The sequence below is a fragment of the Marivivens marinus genome (assembly GCF_035969385.1).
Lineage (GTDB): Bacteria > Pseudomonadota > Alphaproteobacteria > Rhodobacterales > Rhodobacteraceae > SELP01.
On record NZ_JAYKKJ010000002.1, the window covers coordinates 161,743 to 177,364 of the forward strand.

Below are 15,622 nucleotides of genomic sequence, written 5' to 3' on the forward strand. Positions count from 1 at the left end.
GGGGCGGAAGGTAGGCAGCCACCGGGACAGGGTCAAGGTGCATCAACGCGCAGAAGGGCCGCCGTAACGGCACTTTCCTCCAAAGTCATCAATTTTTGTGCAGAAACCCAAAGTATTGCGGGTTCGATCACCTTGTCGGGATAAATCTGGTGGAGAGCGGCCGTATAGGCCCCCATCTGCCGCATGAGGCCTTCGGGCACGTCTTCGGGCCGATCTGGGACAACCCTGTTCGATTTGAAGTCGATCACCCGGACCCGGTCGTCTTCGACGATCAGCAGGTCGATCGCCCCCCGGATCTGCCGCCCGCCAAGTTCGGTAAGGGAGGCGGCGATTTCGACCTCGGACAGGGCGGGGCGGTCAAACAGGGGGGACAGGTCGGGGTGGTCAAGCAGGCCGATAGCCAAGGCGACAAGCCCGCCGGCGTCGGGCACCAAAACTGCGTCCGGTTCGCCTGCGATAATGGCCTTCCCAACCGTTTCGCGCTTGTCTGCCGCAATGCCGGGAAGATGCTCCAACAGCCGGTGGATCAGGGTGCCGCGCAGCTTGGCCGTGTCTTCGTCCAGCCCGTCGGTTTCGCCAAACAACGCCTTGGCGCCGCCAAGGTCCGAAGGCGACAGGGGCTTTGGCCTGATGGGGGTTTCGGCGACAGGTGGAAAGGCGGGCGGCGCGGCGGCTACGTCCGTGACCGTCTCGCGGGGTTTTGCCGTTGGCAGCCCATCCCAGTCGCCCGTCTGCAACCGTTTGCCCGGACCCGCGGGCGTGACAAGGTCGATGGTTGCCACCCCGTCCCGCCCGAAAGCCGCCGAAACCATATCGTGCCACCCGCCGCTACCCGGGACGGATTTGCCAGCGGCCGCGACGATCAGCCATTTTTCGGCCCGCGTCATCGCGACGTAAAGTAGGCGGCGGCGTTCGCGTTCTTCTTTGGCGTGGGCGGCGTCTTTCAGCGGGCTGAGAACCGAAGGGAACATGTCCGATTTAGGCCGCCACACGACACCCCCGGCATCATTGGGCATCAGTTGACCACGGTCCCGAATATCGCGGTCGGCGGTGTCGGGCAGGATCACGATGGGCGCTTCCAGTCCCTTGGACCCGTGCACCGTCATCACCCGGAGCCTGTCCCCCGCGCTGTCCATCTGGCGTTTGATGTCTTCGTCGTCCCCGTCGATCCATGCCAGAAAACCGGTCAGGCTGGGCGTGTTTCCGCGTTCGTAGGCCAACGCCTTGGACAAAAGAGCGTCGATCCCGTCTTCGGCTTCGTCCCCTAGCCGGGCGATAAGGCTTTGCCGACCCCGGTGCCGGGTCAGAACCCGCGCGATCAGGTCGTAAGGCCGCAGGAAATCGGCCCACTTCCGCAGGTCGGTCAGGATATCGAAGGTGTCGGCGTGATCTGCGGACCGCTCGCGCAGAACCTGCCACAAATACCGCCCCTTGGGCCGCCCCTTGGCGAGTGTGAAAAGCCGCTGTTCGGTCCAGCCAAACAGTGGCGACTTGAGTGCAGAGGCGAGCGAAAGGTCATCTTCGGGCAGGGCAAGAAACCGCAGAAGCGCGAGGATATCCTTTACCGCAAGTTCGGCATTCAGTTTCAGCCGATCCGCCCCGGCAACCCTCAGGCCGAGCGATTTACATTCCTTGATGAGGTTTGAAAACAGCGCGCTGCGTCGTTGAACCAGCACCATGATATCGCCTTCGGTGATCGGGCGCAGTTCAAAGGTGCCGGTATTGCCGATCTCGGTTGGGATCGGAGTGCCGATCATGGACTTGATGTGGCTGGCAATGCTGCGGGCCAGAACCACATCGGCCGCGTCAGGCGATTTGCGATCGACGGGATCGGTCCATTTGCCCTCTTCTGGTTTTTCGGGCGGGTCGATGAGCGGCCAAAGATCGACCCGGCCGGGCATGTCGGTCTTGAACGCGCGGTGAAAGATCTCCCGGTCGACCCCCTCGGCCCAATCCCCTTTGAAGGTCTGGTCGACCAGGCCAAGGATCGCGGTGGCGGAGCGGAAGGAGAATTGCAGGGTCTCCGGGCGAAGCTGCTTGCCGGCCCGGTCCAGTTCCCCCTCGAAATGGGCCTGCATCCGGTCCAGCTCGTCCGGGTCCGCGCCCTGGAAGGAATAGATGGATTGCTTCTTGTCGCCGACGACAAAGATCGTCCGGTCGCGCCCGTCGCTGCCACTGCCGAATTCATCGGCCAGTGCGCGGATGACCTCCCATTGCACCGGGCTCGTGTCCTGCGCCTCGTCCACAAGGATGTGGTCAATCCCGCCGTCCAGTTTGAACAGAACCCATTGGGCCACGGCCCGTTCGGTCAAAAGGGCGCGGGTCTTGCGGATCAGGTCGTCGAAATCGAGCGCCCCGCGCGCCAGCTTCCGCGCCTCGTATGCGGGGATGAAGGAGCGGGCAAAGGCATAGAGGGCGCGGGTTTGCTGGTAGGCCTTAACGGCGCGGATATGTTGGAGCGCCACCTCGGTCCGGTCCATCCAGGCATGAAGGTCTTCGACAATCGGGGCGAAGGCCTCGACCGCCTTCGTGTGGTCGGAGATAGGGAAATTGCGGGATTTGGAGGTTTGGTCTGCCGCATAGAGGAACAATTTGAACAGTGAGGTTAGCGTCGTCAGGTCGGGCGCGTCCAAATTGGCCTCAAGCAGGGACGCGGCGAAAGTCTTGTAGGTCTTGGTTGTGCCCGCGGCGATTTCAGCGATCTCTTCCGCAAGGGCCTTTTCACCCCCGATGAACGCTATGGAAACCGCATCTTCGACCTTGGAGTCGGGGGTCAGGCCGAACCACCCCGCGATCACTTCGTCCGTCACGTCAGCCCCGAAAGCATCTTGCCAGCGCATGATATCGCCAAGCAGTTTTGGCAGGGTTTGGTCGCTCAGCTGGCCCAGAACCGACAGCAGCACCCCGGCGTCCGGACCTTCGGCCATCTGGTCCAACACCTCCATCCGAAGCCGTTCGGCATCGCGGTCTTCCATCTCGGCAAAGGCGGGGCTGACGCCGGCCTCGAGCGGGAAGCGCCGCAGGATCGACGAACAGAACGAATGGATCGTCTGGATCTTGAGCCCGCCGGGCGTTTCGATCGCCTTGGCAAACAGGGTGCGTGCATGGGCAAGTTCTTTGGGTGAAAGCTTCCGCCCGACGCCAAGATCATGCAGGTCGGCAGTCAATGTACCATCGTCCTTCATCGCCCAGTCGCCGAGGCTCTTGAACAGGCGGTTCTGCATCTCGCTCGCCGCGGCCTTGGTGTAGGTCAGGCACAGGATGTTCTGCGGCGATACCCCGTTCAGCAACAGCCGCGCCACCCGGTTGGTCAGTACGCGGGTCTTGCCCGATCCGGCGTTCGCGGTCAGCCAGGTGGACCGTTCGGGGTCTGCCGCCCTGATTTGGTCTAACGTCGCCTCGTTCCAGCCGGTCATGTCAGATCCTCCGGCGTCACATCGTCGGCATCTGACCATTCCCCGTAGCGCGACAGGTGGTCATAGTCGCTCTTGTCGTCCGATTTCTCCATCGCCATGCGGGCGCTGTATCCACGGGTTGGCCGCTGCCATTTCGACAGAAGATCAATAAGCCCCTCCCACGTGTCGTCGGGGGATTCCTTGTCCATCGGGGCGGCGACGACTGTTGGCGTGGACCCAAGCCCGATGAAGGCCGCCGAGTGCGTGGGCGCGGCCCCGATCTGGGCAAAACCGCCGCGCGCGGCCATGGCAGCCTGAAGCAGCAACTGTTTGTCGAACTTCAGCTGTTGTTTGTTGTTTGGCGGGGTGCCCGTTTTGTAATCGTAGATCACGATCTGCCCGTCCGGTGTCCGGTCGATCCGGTCGGCCCGCGCCGTGAGCCTGACGTTCACGCCGGGCAAGTCGATCTGGCCCGTCGCCTCGCGCTGGGCCGGGGTGGCGGTTGCGAGGCGCTGCACCTCATCCTCCAGAAAGCCGTCGACGACATTTTCGAACCGCGCGATCCAAAGTTCCCGGATCGTGGGCCATGGACAGCCTTCGGCAAAGACGGTTCGGGCGGTTTGCATCAGGGCGTCCCGCGCGGAGGGATCGGTGGGGTCCGGCCCGTCAAAGATGAATCGTTCCATGATCTCGTGGATCAGGATACCCCGCAGGGGGGCATCCGGTTCCGGCACCAAAGGGTCAACGGGTTTCAGTCCGAGCACATCACGGGCGTAGATTGCATAGGGGTCGCGAACCAGCTTTTGGACCTGAGTGACGGAAATCTGCCGTGGCCTGTCTTCGACGGGCGGGCGTGGCGACGGGCGGTGCGCGGGCGCGGACCGTATGTCGGGCTCCTGAAGCTTTGCCGCCTGCGCCAGCCATAGATCGCCGCGCCGTTTCATCTCTTTCAAGGCTTCGGGGCCGCCGGTTTCGGTCAGGCCGTTCAGAAGATTGGTCAGGCGGTTGAGCCAGCGGGACGGGATCGTTTCCGCCTCGTCCGACCGGACCGATCGGCTTAGCCAGACGTCGGGTGCCGCGACCGCCTGCTGAAAATCATGCGCGGCCAACCCGATCCGCCGTTCTGGCAGCAACAGGCCCGCATCTGCCCGCATGCGGCGGTTCAGCCAAGGATCCGGGCTGGGTGCGGCGGGCCATGTCCCGTCATTCAGGCCCGCAAGAATAACAAGATCCGCGCTTTGAACCCGCGCCTCTAGCGTGCCCCAGAAAAGCACTCGCGGATGGCCTGTATCGGGATTGCGTACCTCTCCTTTTGCAAGGACCGCATTGAACAGCGATTGGAAGTCACGGCTTGTCATCGGCCCTGCTGCATCGGCGGCTTCGGCTAGGTTAGACACTGTTTTCAGGGCTTCGCGACCGGCGGCCTCGGCCCAAAGCGCGCCAGTTCCCTCTACCCGAGGTCCGGCGGCGAACCTCTCTGCCAGGGTTTTGTGAAGGTCGAGGAACCCGGCCAATGTGGTCTGTTCAACATCGCGCTGGACCGTATCAATCAGGTCGGCAACCCAATTGGCCCAGATCGCGGCGTCGCTGTCCGTTCCGACGCGAGCTCCGGCCCAGTTCCGCAGGGTGTCACCTGTTGGAAAGGGCGGACCGTAGCGCCGAAGGTGCAATTCCAACTCACGCGCGAACCGCAGATGAGGCCCCCGGTCGGTTGCCCCGCTCGCGGCGAGGGGGTGTTTCAGCAGAACCAACAAGGTTTCAGCGGTGACAGGACCGACAAAAAGGTCGCAAACATGGCGCAGGAACCGCCCCGGCGGGGATAGCTGCAGCGGCTGGCCAGCACTGTCATCCGGCACGATATTCCAGCGATCCAGCGCTGCCGCGACCTGCCGGGTCAGGTTTCTGTCCGGTGTGATCAGCGCGGCGGTCTTGCCGTTGTCAACAGCGGCCCGCAGGCGTAGGGCAATGGTTTCGGCCTCCATCCGGGGCGACGGGGCCTGAAGCAGGCTGATCGACGCTGTCGCCTTTGCCATGTTCCCTTGTTCCGGCCCTTCTTTCAGCCAGCCATCGGTGACCGGGGCCGGGCGCAGTGCGAGCGAAAGAAGCCTGTTCCTGTCCGGGTCCGGGGCAGACCCGTCAGACCACGGCACAATGTCGGCCGGTCCCAGCCCCAACGCGTCCATCAGGCGTTTGAACCGGTATTGAGGATGGTCTTCGAACCCGTCGGCCTGGGTCATCCGGTTCCAAACCCGGTCGGGCATGTCAAAGTCGAAACCCGGTAGGATCACAGCGCCGTTCGGCAGTTTCGCTACGGCTTCCATCAACAGGGCGGTCGCCCCGCGCGAGCCGGTCGAACCCGCGACGATGATCGGGTGGTCAGGAGGCGCCTTTCCCCAATCGGCTACCAGCCGTTCGACGACCATGCGCTGCCGGGTCTCAAGGTCTGGCGGCGAAGCCCCGGCGTCGAAAAACTGCCGAGCGATTTGCAGGAATTTCAGCGACCTGTCCCAATGTTCGGACAGGTCCGAAACATCAAGGGATTCCAGCCGGTCCAGCGATACCCCTTCACCGTGCATTTCGTCGAACAGGCTGGCAAGGCTGTCCGACAGATCGAACAGGGCGGCACGCGGCGCGATGTCTGGGTCCTGTTCCAGCAGCCGGGCAACCAGTTGAGTCAGCTCAAGCCGCCTGCGAAGGGGGGACACCGCCGGGGGAATATCAGCCAAACCCGGATCCTGAGCCAGATCGGTGACCAGTCGGAACCGCGGGAGCAGCCGCGCCTGCCCGGGGTCGAACGCCGACTGCATCCGCCGCATCATCCGCCGCGTGTTGACCAGAACCTCGACCCGGGCGAGCGCGTCTGCTGGGTGGTCCCTAGTGAGGTTGAGAAGTCCGTCGACCACCGCCTGTCCAAAGTCGACCCCCGGTGCCAGCCCAAAAACACGCGGCTTGTCGGTTGGGTCAAACATCCTTGGCACCTTTCAACATCCCTTCGGCCAGTGGCAGGCTTTCGGGTCGGCCAACGTCGCACCACTTTCCGTGGTGCACCACCCCAAAAAGCCGCCCGCGCACAATCATGCTGTCCCAAAGAAGGTTCAGCGAAAAGACATCATCGCGGATGTTATGCAATCCCTCGGGCCGGATGATCTGGGCACCGGAGTAGACGTGCCCCGGTCCGCGCGTCAGCCGCCCACCATCTGACAGGAAATCCCCGGCGGCCTGATGGCCGATCGCGTTCTTGGGCGGAATCAGAAGCAACAACGCATCCATCCGCGCTGGGTCCCAGGCCAACCGAAGCTGTTCAAAGGGGTTCATTCCTGTCCAGACGGCATCGGTGTTCATGGTGAAGATCGGGCCCGGGGGCAGCAGGGGCAGCGCCTTGCGCAGGCCGCCGCCGGTTTCCAATAACCGGGTCCGTTCGTCCGAGACGGACACATTCCGACCGGACAGCACTGGCAGCAATTGTTCGGCAAGGTAGTGGATGTTGGCCGCTTTCGTGCCGATCCCGGCCTCGTCCGCAAGGTCGATCGCGTGATCGATCAGCGTCGTTTGTCCGACCTTGATCAGCGGTTTTGGCGTTTTGGCTGTCAGCGGCCTCATCCGCGTTCCCAGCCCGGCCGCAAAGAAAAAGACAGCGTTAGGGGTCATGCCGGATAGGTTGTTGGGGGGATCAGATCATTGATCAGAACCCGTAGTTTGTGGAGCGCGGGGTGATCCAGATCCCGCCGAATGTGGGCAACGACCCTTGGAATGAAATCCTGATAGCGGGGCTTAGCTTCTTGGAAAATGAGCCTGTGAAAGATCCCGATGATCCGCAGGTTTCGCTGCACCGAAAGGATCGCAACCTCTTGATCAAGTGTCGAGCGATCCATCCCAGTGCCCGCGGCGAAGGCGTCCAGAACCTGCTGCTCGGTCGATGGGCCGACATCCCGTCGCGCATCCCGCAAAAGCGACACCAGATCATAAGCGCCCGGTGCAATGAACGCATCCTGAAAGTCCAGAATTCCCACCTTGTCCAATCCGGTGCGACCCGGCCGCCAGATCAGGTTTTCGGCGTGAAAGTCCCGAAGGGAAAGGGTCTGCGCGGGCCGGATGCAGCCGGAAAACAGGTGTTCAATCTCCGCCTCTACTTCGGACCGGGGGGCGCCGGGCGCGGCATGATCGAAGAACGGCGACAGCATTTGCGCGGCGATATCGGGTGTCAGGCGCGGCAGATCCGCCAAGACAGGGCAGGTCTGGAGCGCCAGAAGTACATCGGTCACGGCGGCATAAACCGGGCCTTCGTCTTCTGGCCGGGCCGTGAGATGAAGGGAAACCTGATCCGGTCCAAGGTCTTCGAGAAGAAGCAGGCCCAAATCGTGGTCAGCGCGAAGAATGCGAGGTGCCGACAGGCCGCATGTCACAAGGTGATCTGAAATGCGATGGAACGCGTGGGTGTCTTCGCCGGTCTCTGGCGAGGCATCCATCAAGATCGCGGAGTCGGCGTTTCGGAGCAGGCGAAAGTAGCGTCGCCGCGATGCGTCGCCGGGAATGGGCTCGGCCCCATCACGCGCCCATCCGGCTGAGGCGAGGAATGCCGCGACGGCTGCGTCACGCATGTGCAAGGACACGATCCAGCCTTTCGGCCCAGGCGGCGGGCCCCCGAAAAGAAACCCTATGCTCGTCCTGCCAGGCTTCGAACCGGAGCGTCAGTGCCGAAGGCGGCGAAAGCCAATCCAAACGATCAGGCCATTCGATCAGGCAGATTGCCGACACGAACGCCTCGTCCAGACCAAGTTCCAGCGCCTCTTCCGGGGAAGAAAGGCGATAGAGATCGCAGTGCCAGATTTCGACATCATGGTCGTTGTAGGTTTGAACAAGCGTGAAGGTTGGTGAGGGGACGTCTTCGTTCCTGCCAAGGCGGGCGCGGATCAGGGCGCGGGAGAATGCCGATTTTCCGGCCCCGACGTCCCCTTCCAGCAAGAGGGTATCGCCACGGCCCAATTCAGCCGCGAAAGCGCGGGCAAGCGCCTCGGTATCGGCTTCGGTTGCGAGGAGATGGGGCCCGGTTTCGACGTGCATGATCACAGACTACGCACGTCGTGGGGAGCTTCAAGCCCTGTCAGACGCCTTGCTGCATCCGGCCTTCCAATCCGAGGGGTTGGTGAATCGTCGGGGCCATGTCGCGAACCCTTCTAAATGCGGCAAGCGTTGCCCCGCCGGGAAGAGGAGAGACCTTGCAGGAGTAGTGACGCCCATCGTTCATGATCACCAACTCTTCCCAGGCACTGCGTTCGCCGATCCGTCCGACGAAATTGCAGACTTCGCCCCAGACGGGGGTCGGTGCACAGGATTCCTGCCACTGTCGGGCTTCGTCTAGAATCCCACTTTCGGTCAGGCCGGTGGCCGGTTTGTGCCAAAGCTTGCAATAGGCGCTGTTTGCCATTGTCATCGTGCCAGAGGCGTTGAAGACCGCGACCGCTTCGTCAAGGGAATCGAGAACCGCGTGGCTGAGTTCAATCTCGGACCGGAAGCGACGGGTCAAAGACACCTCCGCGCTGATGTCTTCGAAAAGAAACGCGATGGCGCCGTCCGGATGGGGGCGTCCGGTGACCCGGTAGGTGCGCCCGTTCGGAAGCTCCCACGTCTCGCAATAGTTTCCATCCTTCGCGGCGGATTCCAGCGCGGCTACTTCCTCTCGCCAGGTCTTGTAGTTCTTTGGTTCCGGCAGCATCTGACCTTCGCGCAACCGGTCAAGAACGGCATTCACGGTCGGTTGGCCGCTGAGAAATTCAACCGTCAGGTTCGTCAGATCGATCAGGGCCGGGTTGAAGATCATCAGCTTTCGGTTGCGGTTGAAGATGGCAAGCCCGATGGAAAGTTCGGCGAAGGTTTTTCCAAGGGTGGTGACAAAGTTCCGTTGCGTGGTTTCGGCCCGGACAATGGCTGAAACGTCGATTGCAAAATGCACCACCTCGGCACCGTGTCGGATACTTGTTACTTCGTACCAGGAGGGGTCAACCTGATCGGGCAAGTGAACGGGCGTGCGCCCGGTCACGCGTTCGCCGTCGTCTTCGGGGCGGTCGAGATTTTCGAAGATTTGCTGCGGCGGCCATGTTGCAATACCGCTTGCCAGACCGTTCTGAACCCCGTCTGCCTTGGCGAGGTAGGCCCGATTTGCCCAGATGATCGACCTGTCTTCGTGTTCCTTCCAGATCAGCATGGGGGAATCTTCGGCGATGGCCTGATAAGATTCGATCTGGGCCTCGATCGCCTTGATTGTGGCCTGATTTGCAAGGCTGTGACCGTTGGCCCCGCGCGCGTCTTCGTAGACGAGCCGGGCCATTCCGTCCCAGTAGTCGGCAACAATCCGAATGTCGGGGCTGTCCGGCGACGTGATGATCTTGTGCCCGTCTGTTGCCAGGGTGGACAGATGGCGCCGCAAGTGCGGAAATTGCGGCCCGAATACCGAAATGAACGCCTCCCAATCGGTGCGGCTGTCGGTCGGGTGCCGAATAAGGGTCTGGGCCGCCGGTGTCGCGTCAACAAGGTCAACGTCATCGAACAGGAAGGCGATGTTCGCCTCTGCCCGGGTCAGGTATTCGCGGGCGGCGGCCCGGTCCGATGTCGCCGGTCGCGAGAAGAAGGCAAGCAACGCGCCACCGGCAAGAAGCGACACGATGGCGACAAAGATCAGTTGCATACTATCGGAAAGCACCATGGCCCGACTCCAATATGAACAATTGGAAACAGAAGGTGCGTTACTTTGGTTAACGGGGCGTTAAGCGCCGGAACCGCTACGAGAATTCGATTTGTTTGTTGTCGCCCAAGGGCCCATGGCCGTCGTCCCGTCCGGGGTCGACGCTGTCGCGCGGCCAGCGGACAAGAACGATCGCTCCACCGCCCGCCCGACCCAGCGCGCGCGCGCCGCCATTCGAAAACGATAGCTCTGCCCCGGACCGTTCAAGAAGGGTCTTGGCGATGAACAGCCCGAGCCCCATGCCCTCGTATCCGGGCCGCCGTTCCGCGTCTTCGCCGCTGCGTCGGCGCCGAACAAAAGGATCGCCGATCCGGCCGATCACCGATGTGGGATAGCCCGGACCATCGTCGCTGATCCGGATCGAGATGGTGTCGGCGTCCCAACTCGTTTCAACTTCGACCGCGCTTTCCGCGAAGTCGACCGCGTTTTGAACGAGGTTGCGCAGGCCGTGGATGATCTCGGGCCGCCGCCAGATGACCGGCTGCCGCTGCGGGTGGTCGGTTTCGTCCGATACGCGGATGATGATCGTCTTTCCCCGGTTCATATGGGGTTCGGCGGCTTCGTTGATCACCCCTTCAAGCGGGACGCGCCGCATGTGCAGGTCGTCTTTCCCCGCCCGCCCCATGGACCGCAGGATGTCGCGGCAGCGGTCGGCCTGACTGCGGATCAGGGCCAGATCCTCGGCAAGTTCCGGATTGTCCTGCACCTCATCAAGAAGTTCAGAGCTGACCAGTTTGATCGTCGCCAGCGGGGTGCCCAATTCGTGCGCCGTTGCGGCGACAACCCCGCCGAGGTCGGTCAGTTTCTGTTCGCGGGCGAGGGCCATTTGTGTGGCCAGCAGGGCATCGCCCATCGAATGCATCTCGCTTGTGACCTGCCGAGCATAGACCCCAAGAAACAGAACCCCGATCAGAAGCGATACCCAAAAGCCGAACAGGAACAGGCCAGGCAGCCGCAGTTCTGTGCCCGCCGTGGTCAGGACGGGATAGTGAAACTGACTGAGCAGGGAGAGCATCAGGATCGCTACTGAAGCGATCAGAACCGTATAGCGCAACGGCAGGAAGGTGGCTGCAATCGTCACCGGAACCAGCGCCAGCAGGGCAAAGGGGTTGTTCAGCCCGCCTGTCAGAAGCAGGAGCATCCCGAGCTGCAACAGATCGAACAAAAGCATCAGCGTGGCGTCGCGGTCCGACAGCTTTTGGTTTCCGGGGGCAAGGAAGGTTGAAAACAGGTTGGCGAGGATCGAGGCGCCGATGACGATCGAGATGAACCCGACCTCAATCACCAGATCGAAGAAACGAACCGCAACCACCAGCGCGGCAATCTGCCCAAGGATCGCGATCCAGCGCAGGATCACCAAGGTTCTGAGCCGCACCCAGTTGCTGCGGGTCCGGTCCTGTAGGAATGCCGGGTCGGACATGGCCATGGGCGGGCTTTCGGTCTGCGTCAAGCTGATGCATTGTTAAGCGCAGGGCGAGGCACGATCAATGCGACCGACAAGACAGGAGCAGTAGATGGACCGGAAACTTATTGCGATCGGGGGCGCGTTGTCCCTTGCGGTGCTGATTGCCGGGACCGGCATCGCCATCATGACAGGGCGCCAGAACGACCAGTTCGCGGATTGCGGGGGCAGTGCCGTTGCCGGTAGCGCCATTGGTGGACCGTTCGAGTTGCTGAACGCCCAGGGGCAAACCGTGACAGATGCCGACATCATCACCGGGCCAACGATCCTGTATTTCGGCTATACCTTCTGTCCGGATGTCTGCCCGCTGGACAATGCGCGCAACGCACTTGCCGTCGATATTCTTGAAGAACAGGGGATTGATGCGACCCCCGTTTTCATATCGATCGACCCGGACCGCGACACGCCCGAGGTGGTCGGAGAGTTCGCCTATAACTTTCATGACCGGATGATCGGCCTGACCGGATCGGCCGAGCAGGTCGCCGCCGCATCCCGTGCCTACAAGACATTCTACCAGAAAGAGGCGGATGGCGATCCGCAGTATTACCTCGTCAGCCATTCGACCTTTAGCTATCTGGCCCTGCCCGGATACGGGGTCGTCGACTTCTTCAAGCGCGACGACAGTGCCGAGGTTGTGGCGGATCGCACAGCCTGTTTCGTCGAAGCCGCCGGGGCAAGCTGAATTGACCTGACCCCGACCGGGCGCTACCTGTTGTTTGCGCGAAGACTGAAGGGCCTTTGAAATGGATACAGACCAACTGGATCTGGGCGATGATACGTCCCTTCTTCTTGTGGACGATGACGAGGCGTTCCTGAAACGTCTGGCCCGCGCCATGGAAAAGCGTGGATTTTCCGTGGAAACTGCCGGGTCCGTCGCTGCGGGAAAGGCGATTTCAACCGCCCGCCCACCCGCCTATGCGGTCGTCGATCTGCGGCTTGAGGACGGCAACGGGCTCGATGTCGTGGAAACCCTGCGTGAAAAACGGCCCGATGCCCGGATCGTGGTGCTGACCGGATATGGCGCGATTGCGACGGCTGTTGCCGCGGTGAAGATCGGCGCGACCGATTACCTGTCCAAGCCCGCCGACGCGAATGATGTGATCCATGCCCTGCTGGCGAACGGTGATGAGCTGCCGCCGCCGCCGGAAAACCCGATGAGCGCCGACCGTGTGCGGTGGGAGCATATCCAGCGGGTTTATGAATTGTGCGACCGCAACGTCAGCGAAACCGCCCGGCGGCTGAACATGCACCGCCGGACCTTGCAGCGCATTCTGGCCAAGCGCAGCCCGCGCTAGGGCCGATAGGCCTTGGATATGGTTTCCGTTCCTTCTGCGTGGTCGACAAATCCCATCCTTGAATAATAGGTCAGCCCGGCCCGGTTGTAGCGCCGAATGGTTGCGTCGATTGCGGCGACTCCGACCTGCCTGGCCATTCGGCGGGTTTCGTCGAAAAGCGCCGCGCCAATGCCCTGCCCCTGTGCATCCTTGCTGACGAAGCTGGCGATCACGGCCCAGTCGTCGGGCAACTTGCCCGCGCCCGTCCAATCTGGGTCAGCCCACTCAAGCGCCTGAAACCCTAGCGGCACGTCGTCCGACAGGGCAACGGCGCAGGAAATGGACCTTTGTGGCGCAATGTAGTGGCGGATCATCCGGTCTGGCGTGAAGGGTGTCTTGTGGGCGGTGGTGCCCCCGGCGGCAATCAGCGGGTTGATGATGTCGCACAGGTCCGGGGCGTCAGCGATGACCGCTTGTCGGATCAGGATAGGCATCAGAGCTGCCGCAACAGAGTGTTGTGCCGCGCGGTGTAGTCGGCACGCACCTCGACCGGCGGGCGCAGGCGGATTTGCAGCGATTGGGCCATGTCAGGGTCTATTTTTCCAAAGAACCTGTTCGACTCTTCGACCGAAAACCCGGCGATCTGGGTCGCCTCCAGCCAGGCGCTGATCTTGTCGGCTCGCTTGATCTGTTTCTTGACCTGAACCGGGATCTGGGCCGGCAGGCCGAACCGGATGTGGATAGCGGCGGTCAGGCGAAGGTCCAGCTCTCCATAGCCTGGACCAACGGCGGCCTTCACCGGGCTGATCATATCGCCGATCACGTATTCGGGCGCATCGTGCAGCAGGGCGGCCAGACGCCATTTTGCGGGGGCGGCAGGGTATAGGCGGGCGTAGATCTCTTCGACCAGAAGGGAATGTTCTGCCACCGAATAGGCATAATCACCCTTCGTCTGGCCATTCCAGCGCGCAACGAAGGCCAGCCCATGGGCGATATCCTCGATCTCGATATCCATCGGGGTCGGGTCCAGCAGGTCCAGCCTGCGACCCGACAGCATCCTTTGCCACGCACGCGGTTGTTTCATTTTTGCCCCCATTCTTCGGGCCGCCAACCTACGCCCGGGGTGCGGACGTTGTCGAGATGGGATGCCAGTGCTATCTGACCCTCAAACCGAAGTGAAGGAGTTTGGCCAATGGCCGAGGATTACGTCGTCAAGGATATCTCGCTGGCCGAGTTTGGCCGCAAGGAACTGAACATCGCCGAAACAGAAATGCCGGGCCTGATGGCCTGCCGCGAAGAGTTTGGCGACAGCAAACCGCTGAATGGCGCGCGCATCGTCGGGTCGTTGCACATGACCATCCAGACGGCTGTTCTGATCGAAACGCTGGTGGCGCTGGGCGCCGATGTGCGCTGGGCATCCTGCAACATCTTCTCGACGCAGGACCACGCCGCGGCGGCGATTGCGGCGGCGGGCGTGCCCGTTTTTGCGGTGAAGGGCCAGACGTTGGAGGAGCATTGGGACTATCTGGACAAGTCGTTCATGTTCCCCGAGGGCGCGAACATGATCCTGGACGATGGCGGCGATGCGACGCTTTACGTTCTTCTGGGCGCGCGGATGGAAGCAGGCGAAGACGTGCTTGCCGTGCCAGCATCGGAAGAAGAGGCCGTAATCAAGGCCCAGATCCAGAAGCGGATGAAGGAAAGCCCCGGCTGGTTCGCCAAGACCAAGGCAGCGATCAAGGGCGTGTCCGAGGAAACCACCACCGGCGTTCACCGCCTGTATGACCTGCACAAGAAGGGCCAGCTTCCCTTCCCGGCGATCAACGTGAACGACAGTGTGACCAAGTCGAAGTTCGACAACAAATATGGCTGCAAGGAAAGCCTTGTCGACGGCATCCGCCGCGCCACGGACACGATGATGGCCGGCAAGGTCGCGGTGGTTTGTGGCTATGGCGATGTGGGCAAGGGATCGGCCGCCAGCCTGCGCGGCGCGGGTGCCCGCGTGAAGGTGACCGAAGTGGACCCGATCTGCGCGCTTCAGGCCGCGATGGACGGATTCGAGGTTGTCCTGCTGGAAGATGTGGTCGACAGCGCCGATATCTTCATCACTACCACCGGCAACAAGGATGTGATCCGCATCGAGCATATGCGCGAGATGAAGGACATGGCCATCGTCGGCAACATCGGCCATTTCGACAATGAAATTCAGGTGGCCAGCCTGCGGAACCACAAGTGGACCAACATCAAGGATCAGGTGGATATGATCGAGATGCCCTCGGGCAACCGGATCATCCTTCTGTCCGAAGGTCGCCTGCTGAACCTTGGCAACGCCACCGGCCATCCGTCCTTCGTGATGTCGGCCTCGTTCACCAACCAGGTCTTGGCGCAGATCGAGCTGTGGACCAAGGGCGAGGATTATGCCCCCGGCGTCTACATCCTGCCCAAGCATCTGGATGAAAAGGTGGCCCGCCTTCACCTTGCCCGGATCGGTGTGAAACTGACCGAGCTGCGGAAGGAACAGGCCGATTATATCGGCGTGACCGTCGAGGGGCCATTCAAGCCCGAGCATTACCGCTACTGATGGGTCAGCCGGACCCGACACATCCACGCCGCCCAGCATTGCGCTGGGCGGCGTTCTTATTTTGCCTGATCGGTCTTGCCCTTGGGGCCCATCAATTGCTTTTCCATCCCAGAACGCCCCTGCCGCCGGAATGGAATCCCACTTTTCCGCTGCGGGTTGCTGACCCGATTA

At 62.0% G+C, this 15,622-nt stretch carries 12 protein-coding genes; 3 read left to right on the top strand and 9 right to left on the bottom strand.

The window, feature by feature from the left end:
- Nucleotides 1-32: 32 nt before the first annotated feature.
- The 7 genes from addA to regB form a co-directional block, all read right to left on the bottom strand.
- The gene (gene addA / locus U3648_RS03425) at nt 33-3,416 is read right to left on the bottom strand and encodes a double-strand break repair helicase AddA (protein WP_420857842.1); all 3,384 of its coding nucleotides are present in this window, start codon (nt 3,414-3,416) and stop codon (nt 33-35) included.
- Nucleotides 3,413-6,364, bottom strand: a complete 2,952-nt coding sequence (addB, locus tag U3648_RS03430; RefSeq protein WP_420857843.1) for a double-strand break repair protein AddB — start codon at nt 6,362-6,364, stop codon at nt 3,413-3,415. Before addB ends, addA begins: the two co-directional genes overlap by 4 nt.
- The gene (locus U3648_RS03435) at nt 6,357-7,043 is read right to left on the bottom strand and encodes a nucleotidyltransferase family protein (RefSeq protein ID WP_420857844.1); all 687 of its coding nucleotides are present in this window, start codon (nt 7,041-7,043) and stop codon (nt 6,357-6,359) included. Before U3648_RS03435 ends, addB begins: the two co-directional genes overlap by 8 nt.
- On the bottom strand, nt 7,040-7,993 hold the full coding sequence (locus U3648_RS03440) for an aminoglycoside phosphotransferase family protein (RefSeq protein ID WP_420857845.1): 954 nt from the start codon (nt 7,991-7,993) through the stop codon (nt 7,040-7,042). The genes U3648_RS03435 and U3648_RS03440 overlap by 4 nt, the downstream gene beginning before the upstream one ends.
- The gene (gene tsaE, locus U3648_RS03445; RefSeq protein WP_420857846.1) at nt 7,986-8,456 is read right to left on the bottom strand and encodes a tRNA (adenosine(37)-N6)-threonylcarbamoyltransferase complex ATPase subunit type 1 TsaE; all 471 of its coding nucleotides are present in this window, start codon (nt 8,454-8,456) and stop codon (nt 7,986-7,988) included. Before tsaE ends, U3648_RS03440 begins: the two co-directional genes overlap by 8 nt.
- A 40-nt stretch (nt 8,457-8,496) precedes the next feature.
- Nucleotides 8,497-10,077: a PAS-domain containing protein gene (locus tag U3648_RS03450; RefSeq protein WP_420857847.1), complete on the bottom strand. Its 1,581-nt coding sequence runs from the start codon at nt 10,075-10,077 to the stop codon at nt 8,497-8,499.
- Nucleotides 10,078-10,171: 94 nt separating this feature from the next.
- A complete protein-coding gene (regB, locus tag U3648_RS03455) occupies nt 10,172-11,560 on the bottom strand; it encodes a sensor histidine kinase RegB (RefSeq protein ID WP_420858098.1) in 1,389 nt (462 codons plus the stop codon).
- An 88-nt stretch (nt 11,561-11,648) separates the two neighbouring features.
- Here regB and U3648_RS03460 point away from each other — a divergent pair, with 88 nt between their 5' ends.
- Nucleotides 11,649-12,278, top strand: a complete 630-nt coding sequence (locus U3648_RS03460) for an SCO family protein (protein ID WP_420857848.1) — start codon at nt 11,649-11,651, stop codon at nt 12,276-12,278.
- Nucleotides 12,279-12,339: 61 nt separating this feature from the next.
- On the top strand, nt 12,340-12,891 hold the full coding sequence (locus U3648_RS03465) for an ActR/PrrA/RegA family redox response regulator transcription factor (RefSeq protein WP_420857849.1): 552 nt from the start codon (nt 12,340-12,342) through the stop codon (nt 12,889-12,891).
- On the opposite strand, the gene U3648_RS03470 is transcribed toward U3648_RS03465, so the two are convergent.
- Both U3648_RS03470 and U3648_RS03475 read right to left on the bottom strand, forming a co-directional pair.
- Nucleotides 12,888-13,364 (bottom strand): GNAT family N-acetyltransferase, encoded by a 477-nt coding sequence (locus U3648_RS03470; protein ID WP_420857850.1) that lies wholly within the window; start codon nt 13,362-13,364, stop codon nt 12,888-12,890. The genes U3648_RS03465 and U3648_RS03470 overlap by 4 nt on opposite strands.
- A complete protein-coding gene (locus U3648_RS03475; protein ID WP_420857851.1) occupies nt 13,364-13,954 on the bottom strand; it encodes an HD domain-containing protein in 591 nt (196 codons plus the stop codon). The genes U3648_RS03470 and U3648_RS03475 overlap by 1 nt, the downstream gene beginning before the upstream one ends.
- A gap of 108 nt (nt 13,955-14,062) precedes the next feature.
- Between U3648_RS03475 and ahcY the strand changes: the two genes are divergently transcribed.
- Complete coding sequence (gene ahcY, locus U3648_RS03480) at nt 14,063-15,451, top strand: adenosylhomocysteinase (RefSeq protein WP_420857852.1); 1,389 nt, start codon at nt 14,063-14,065, stop codon at nt 15,449-15,451.
- Nucleotides 15,452-15,622: the final 171 nt, after the last annotated feature.

Bases quoted from the DNA above. Each gene is read 5' to 3' on its own strand.
- addA (WP_420857842.1), bottom strand. From the start codon at position 3,416: ATGACCGGCTGGAACGAGGCGACGTTAGACCAAATCAGGGCGGCAGAC.
- addB (WP_420857843.1), bottom strand. From the start codon at position 6,364: ATGTTTGACCCAACCGACAAGCCGCGTGTTTTTGGGCTGGCACCGGGG.
- U3648_RS03435 (WP_420857844.1), bottom strand. From the start codon at position 7,043: ATGACCCCTAACGCTGTCTTTTTCTTTGCGGCCGGGCTGGGAACGCGG.
- U3648_RS03440 (WP_420857845.1), bottom strand. From the start codon at position 7,993: ATGCGTGACGCAGCCGTCGCGGCATTCCTCGCCTCAGCCGGATGGGCG.
- tsaE (WP_420857846.1), bottom strand. From the start codon at position 8,456: ATGCACGTCGAAACCGGGCCCCATCTCCTCGCAACCGAAGCCGATACC.
- U3648_RS03450 (WP_420857847.1), bottom strand. From the start codon at position 10,077: ATGCAACTGATCTTTGTCGCCATCGTGTCGCTTCTTGCCGGTGGCGCG.
- regB (WP_420858098.1), bottom strand. From the start codon at position 11,560: ATGGCCATGTCCGACCCGGCATTCCTACAGGACCGGACCCGCAGCAAC.
- U3648_RS03460 (WP_420857848.1), top strand. From the start codon at position 11,649: ATGGACCGGAAACTTATTGCGATCGGGGGCGCGTTGTCCCTTGCGGTG.
- U3648_RS03465 (WP_420857849.1), top strand. From the start codon at position 12,340: ATGGATACAGACCAACTGGATCTGGGCGATGATACGTCCCTTCTTCTT.
- U3648_RS03470 (WP_420857850.1), bottom strand. From the start codon at position 13,364: ATGCCTATCCTGATCCGACAAGCGGTCATCGCTGACGCCCCGGACCTG.
- U3648_RS03475 (WP_420857851.1), bottom strand. From the start codon at position 13,954: ATGAAACAACCGCGTGCGTGGCAAAGGATGCTGTCGGGTCGCAGGCTG.
- ahcY (WP_420857852.1), top strand. From the start codon at position 14,063: ATGGCCGAGGATTACGTCGTCAAGGATATCTCGCTGGCCGAGTTTGGC.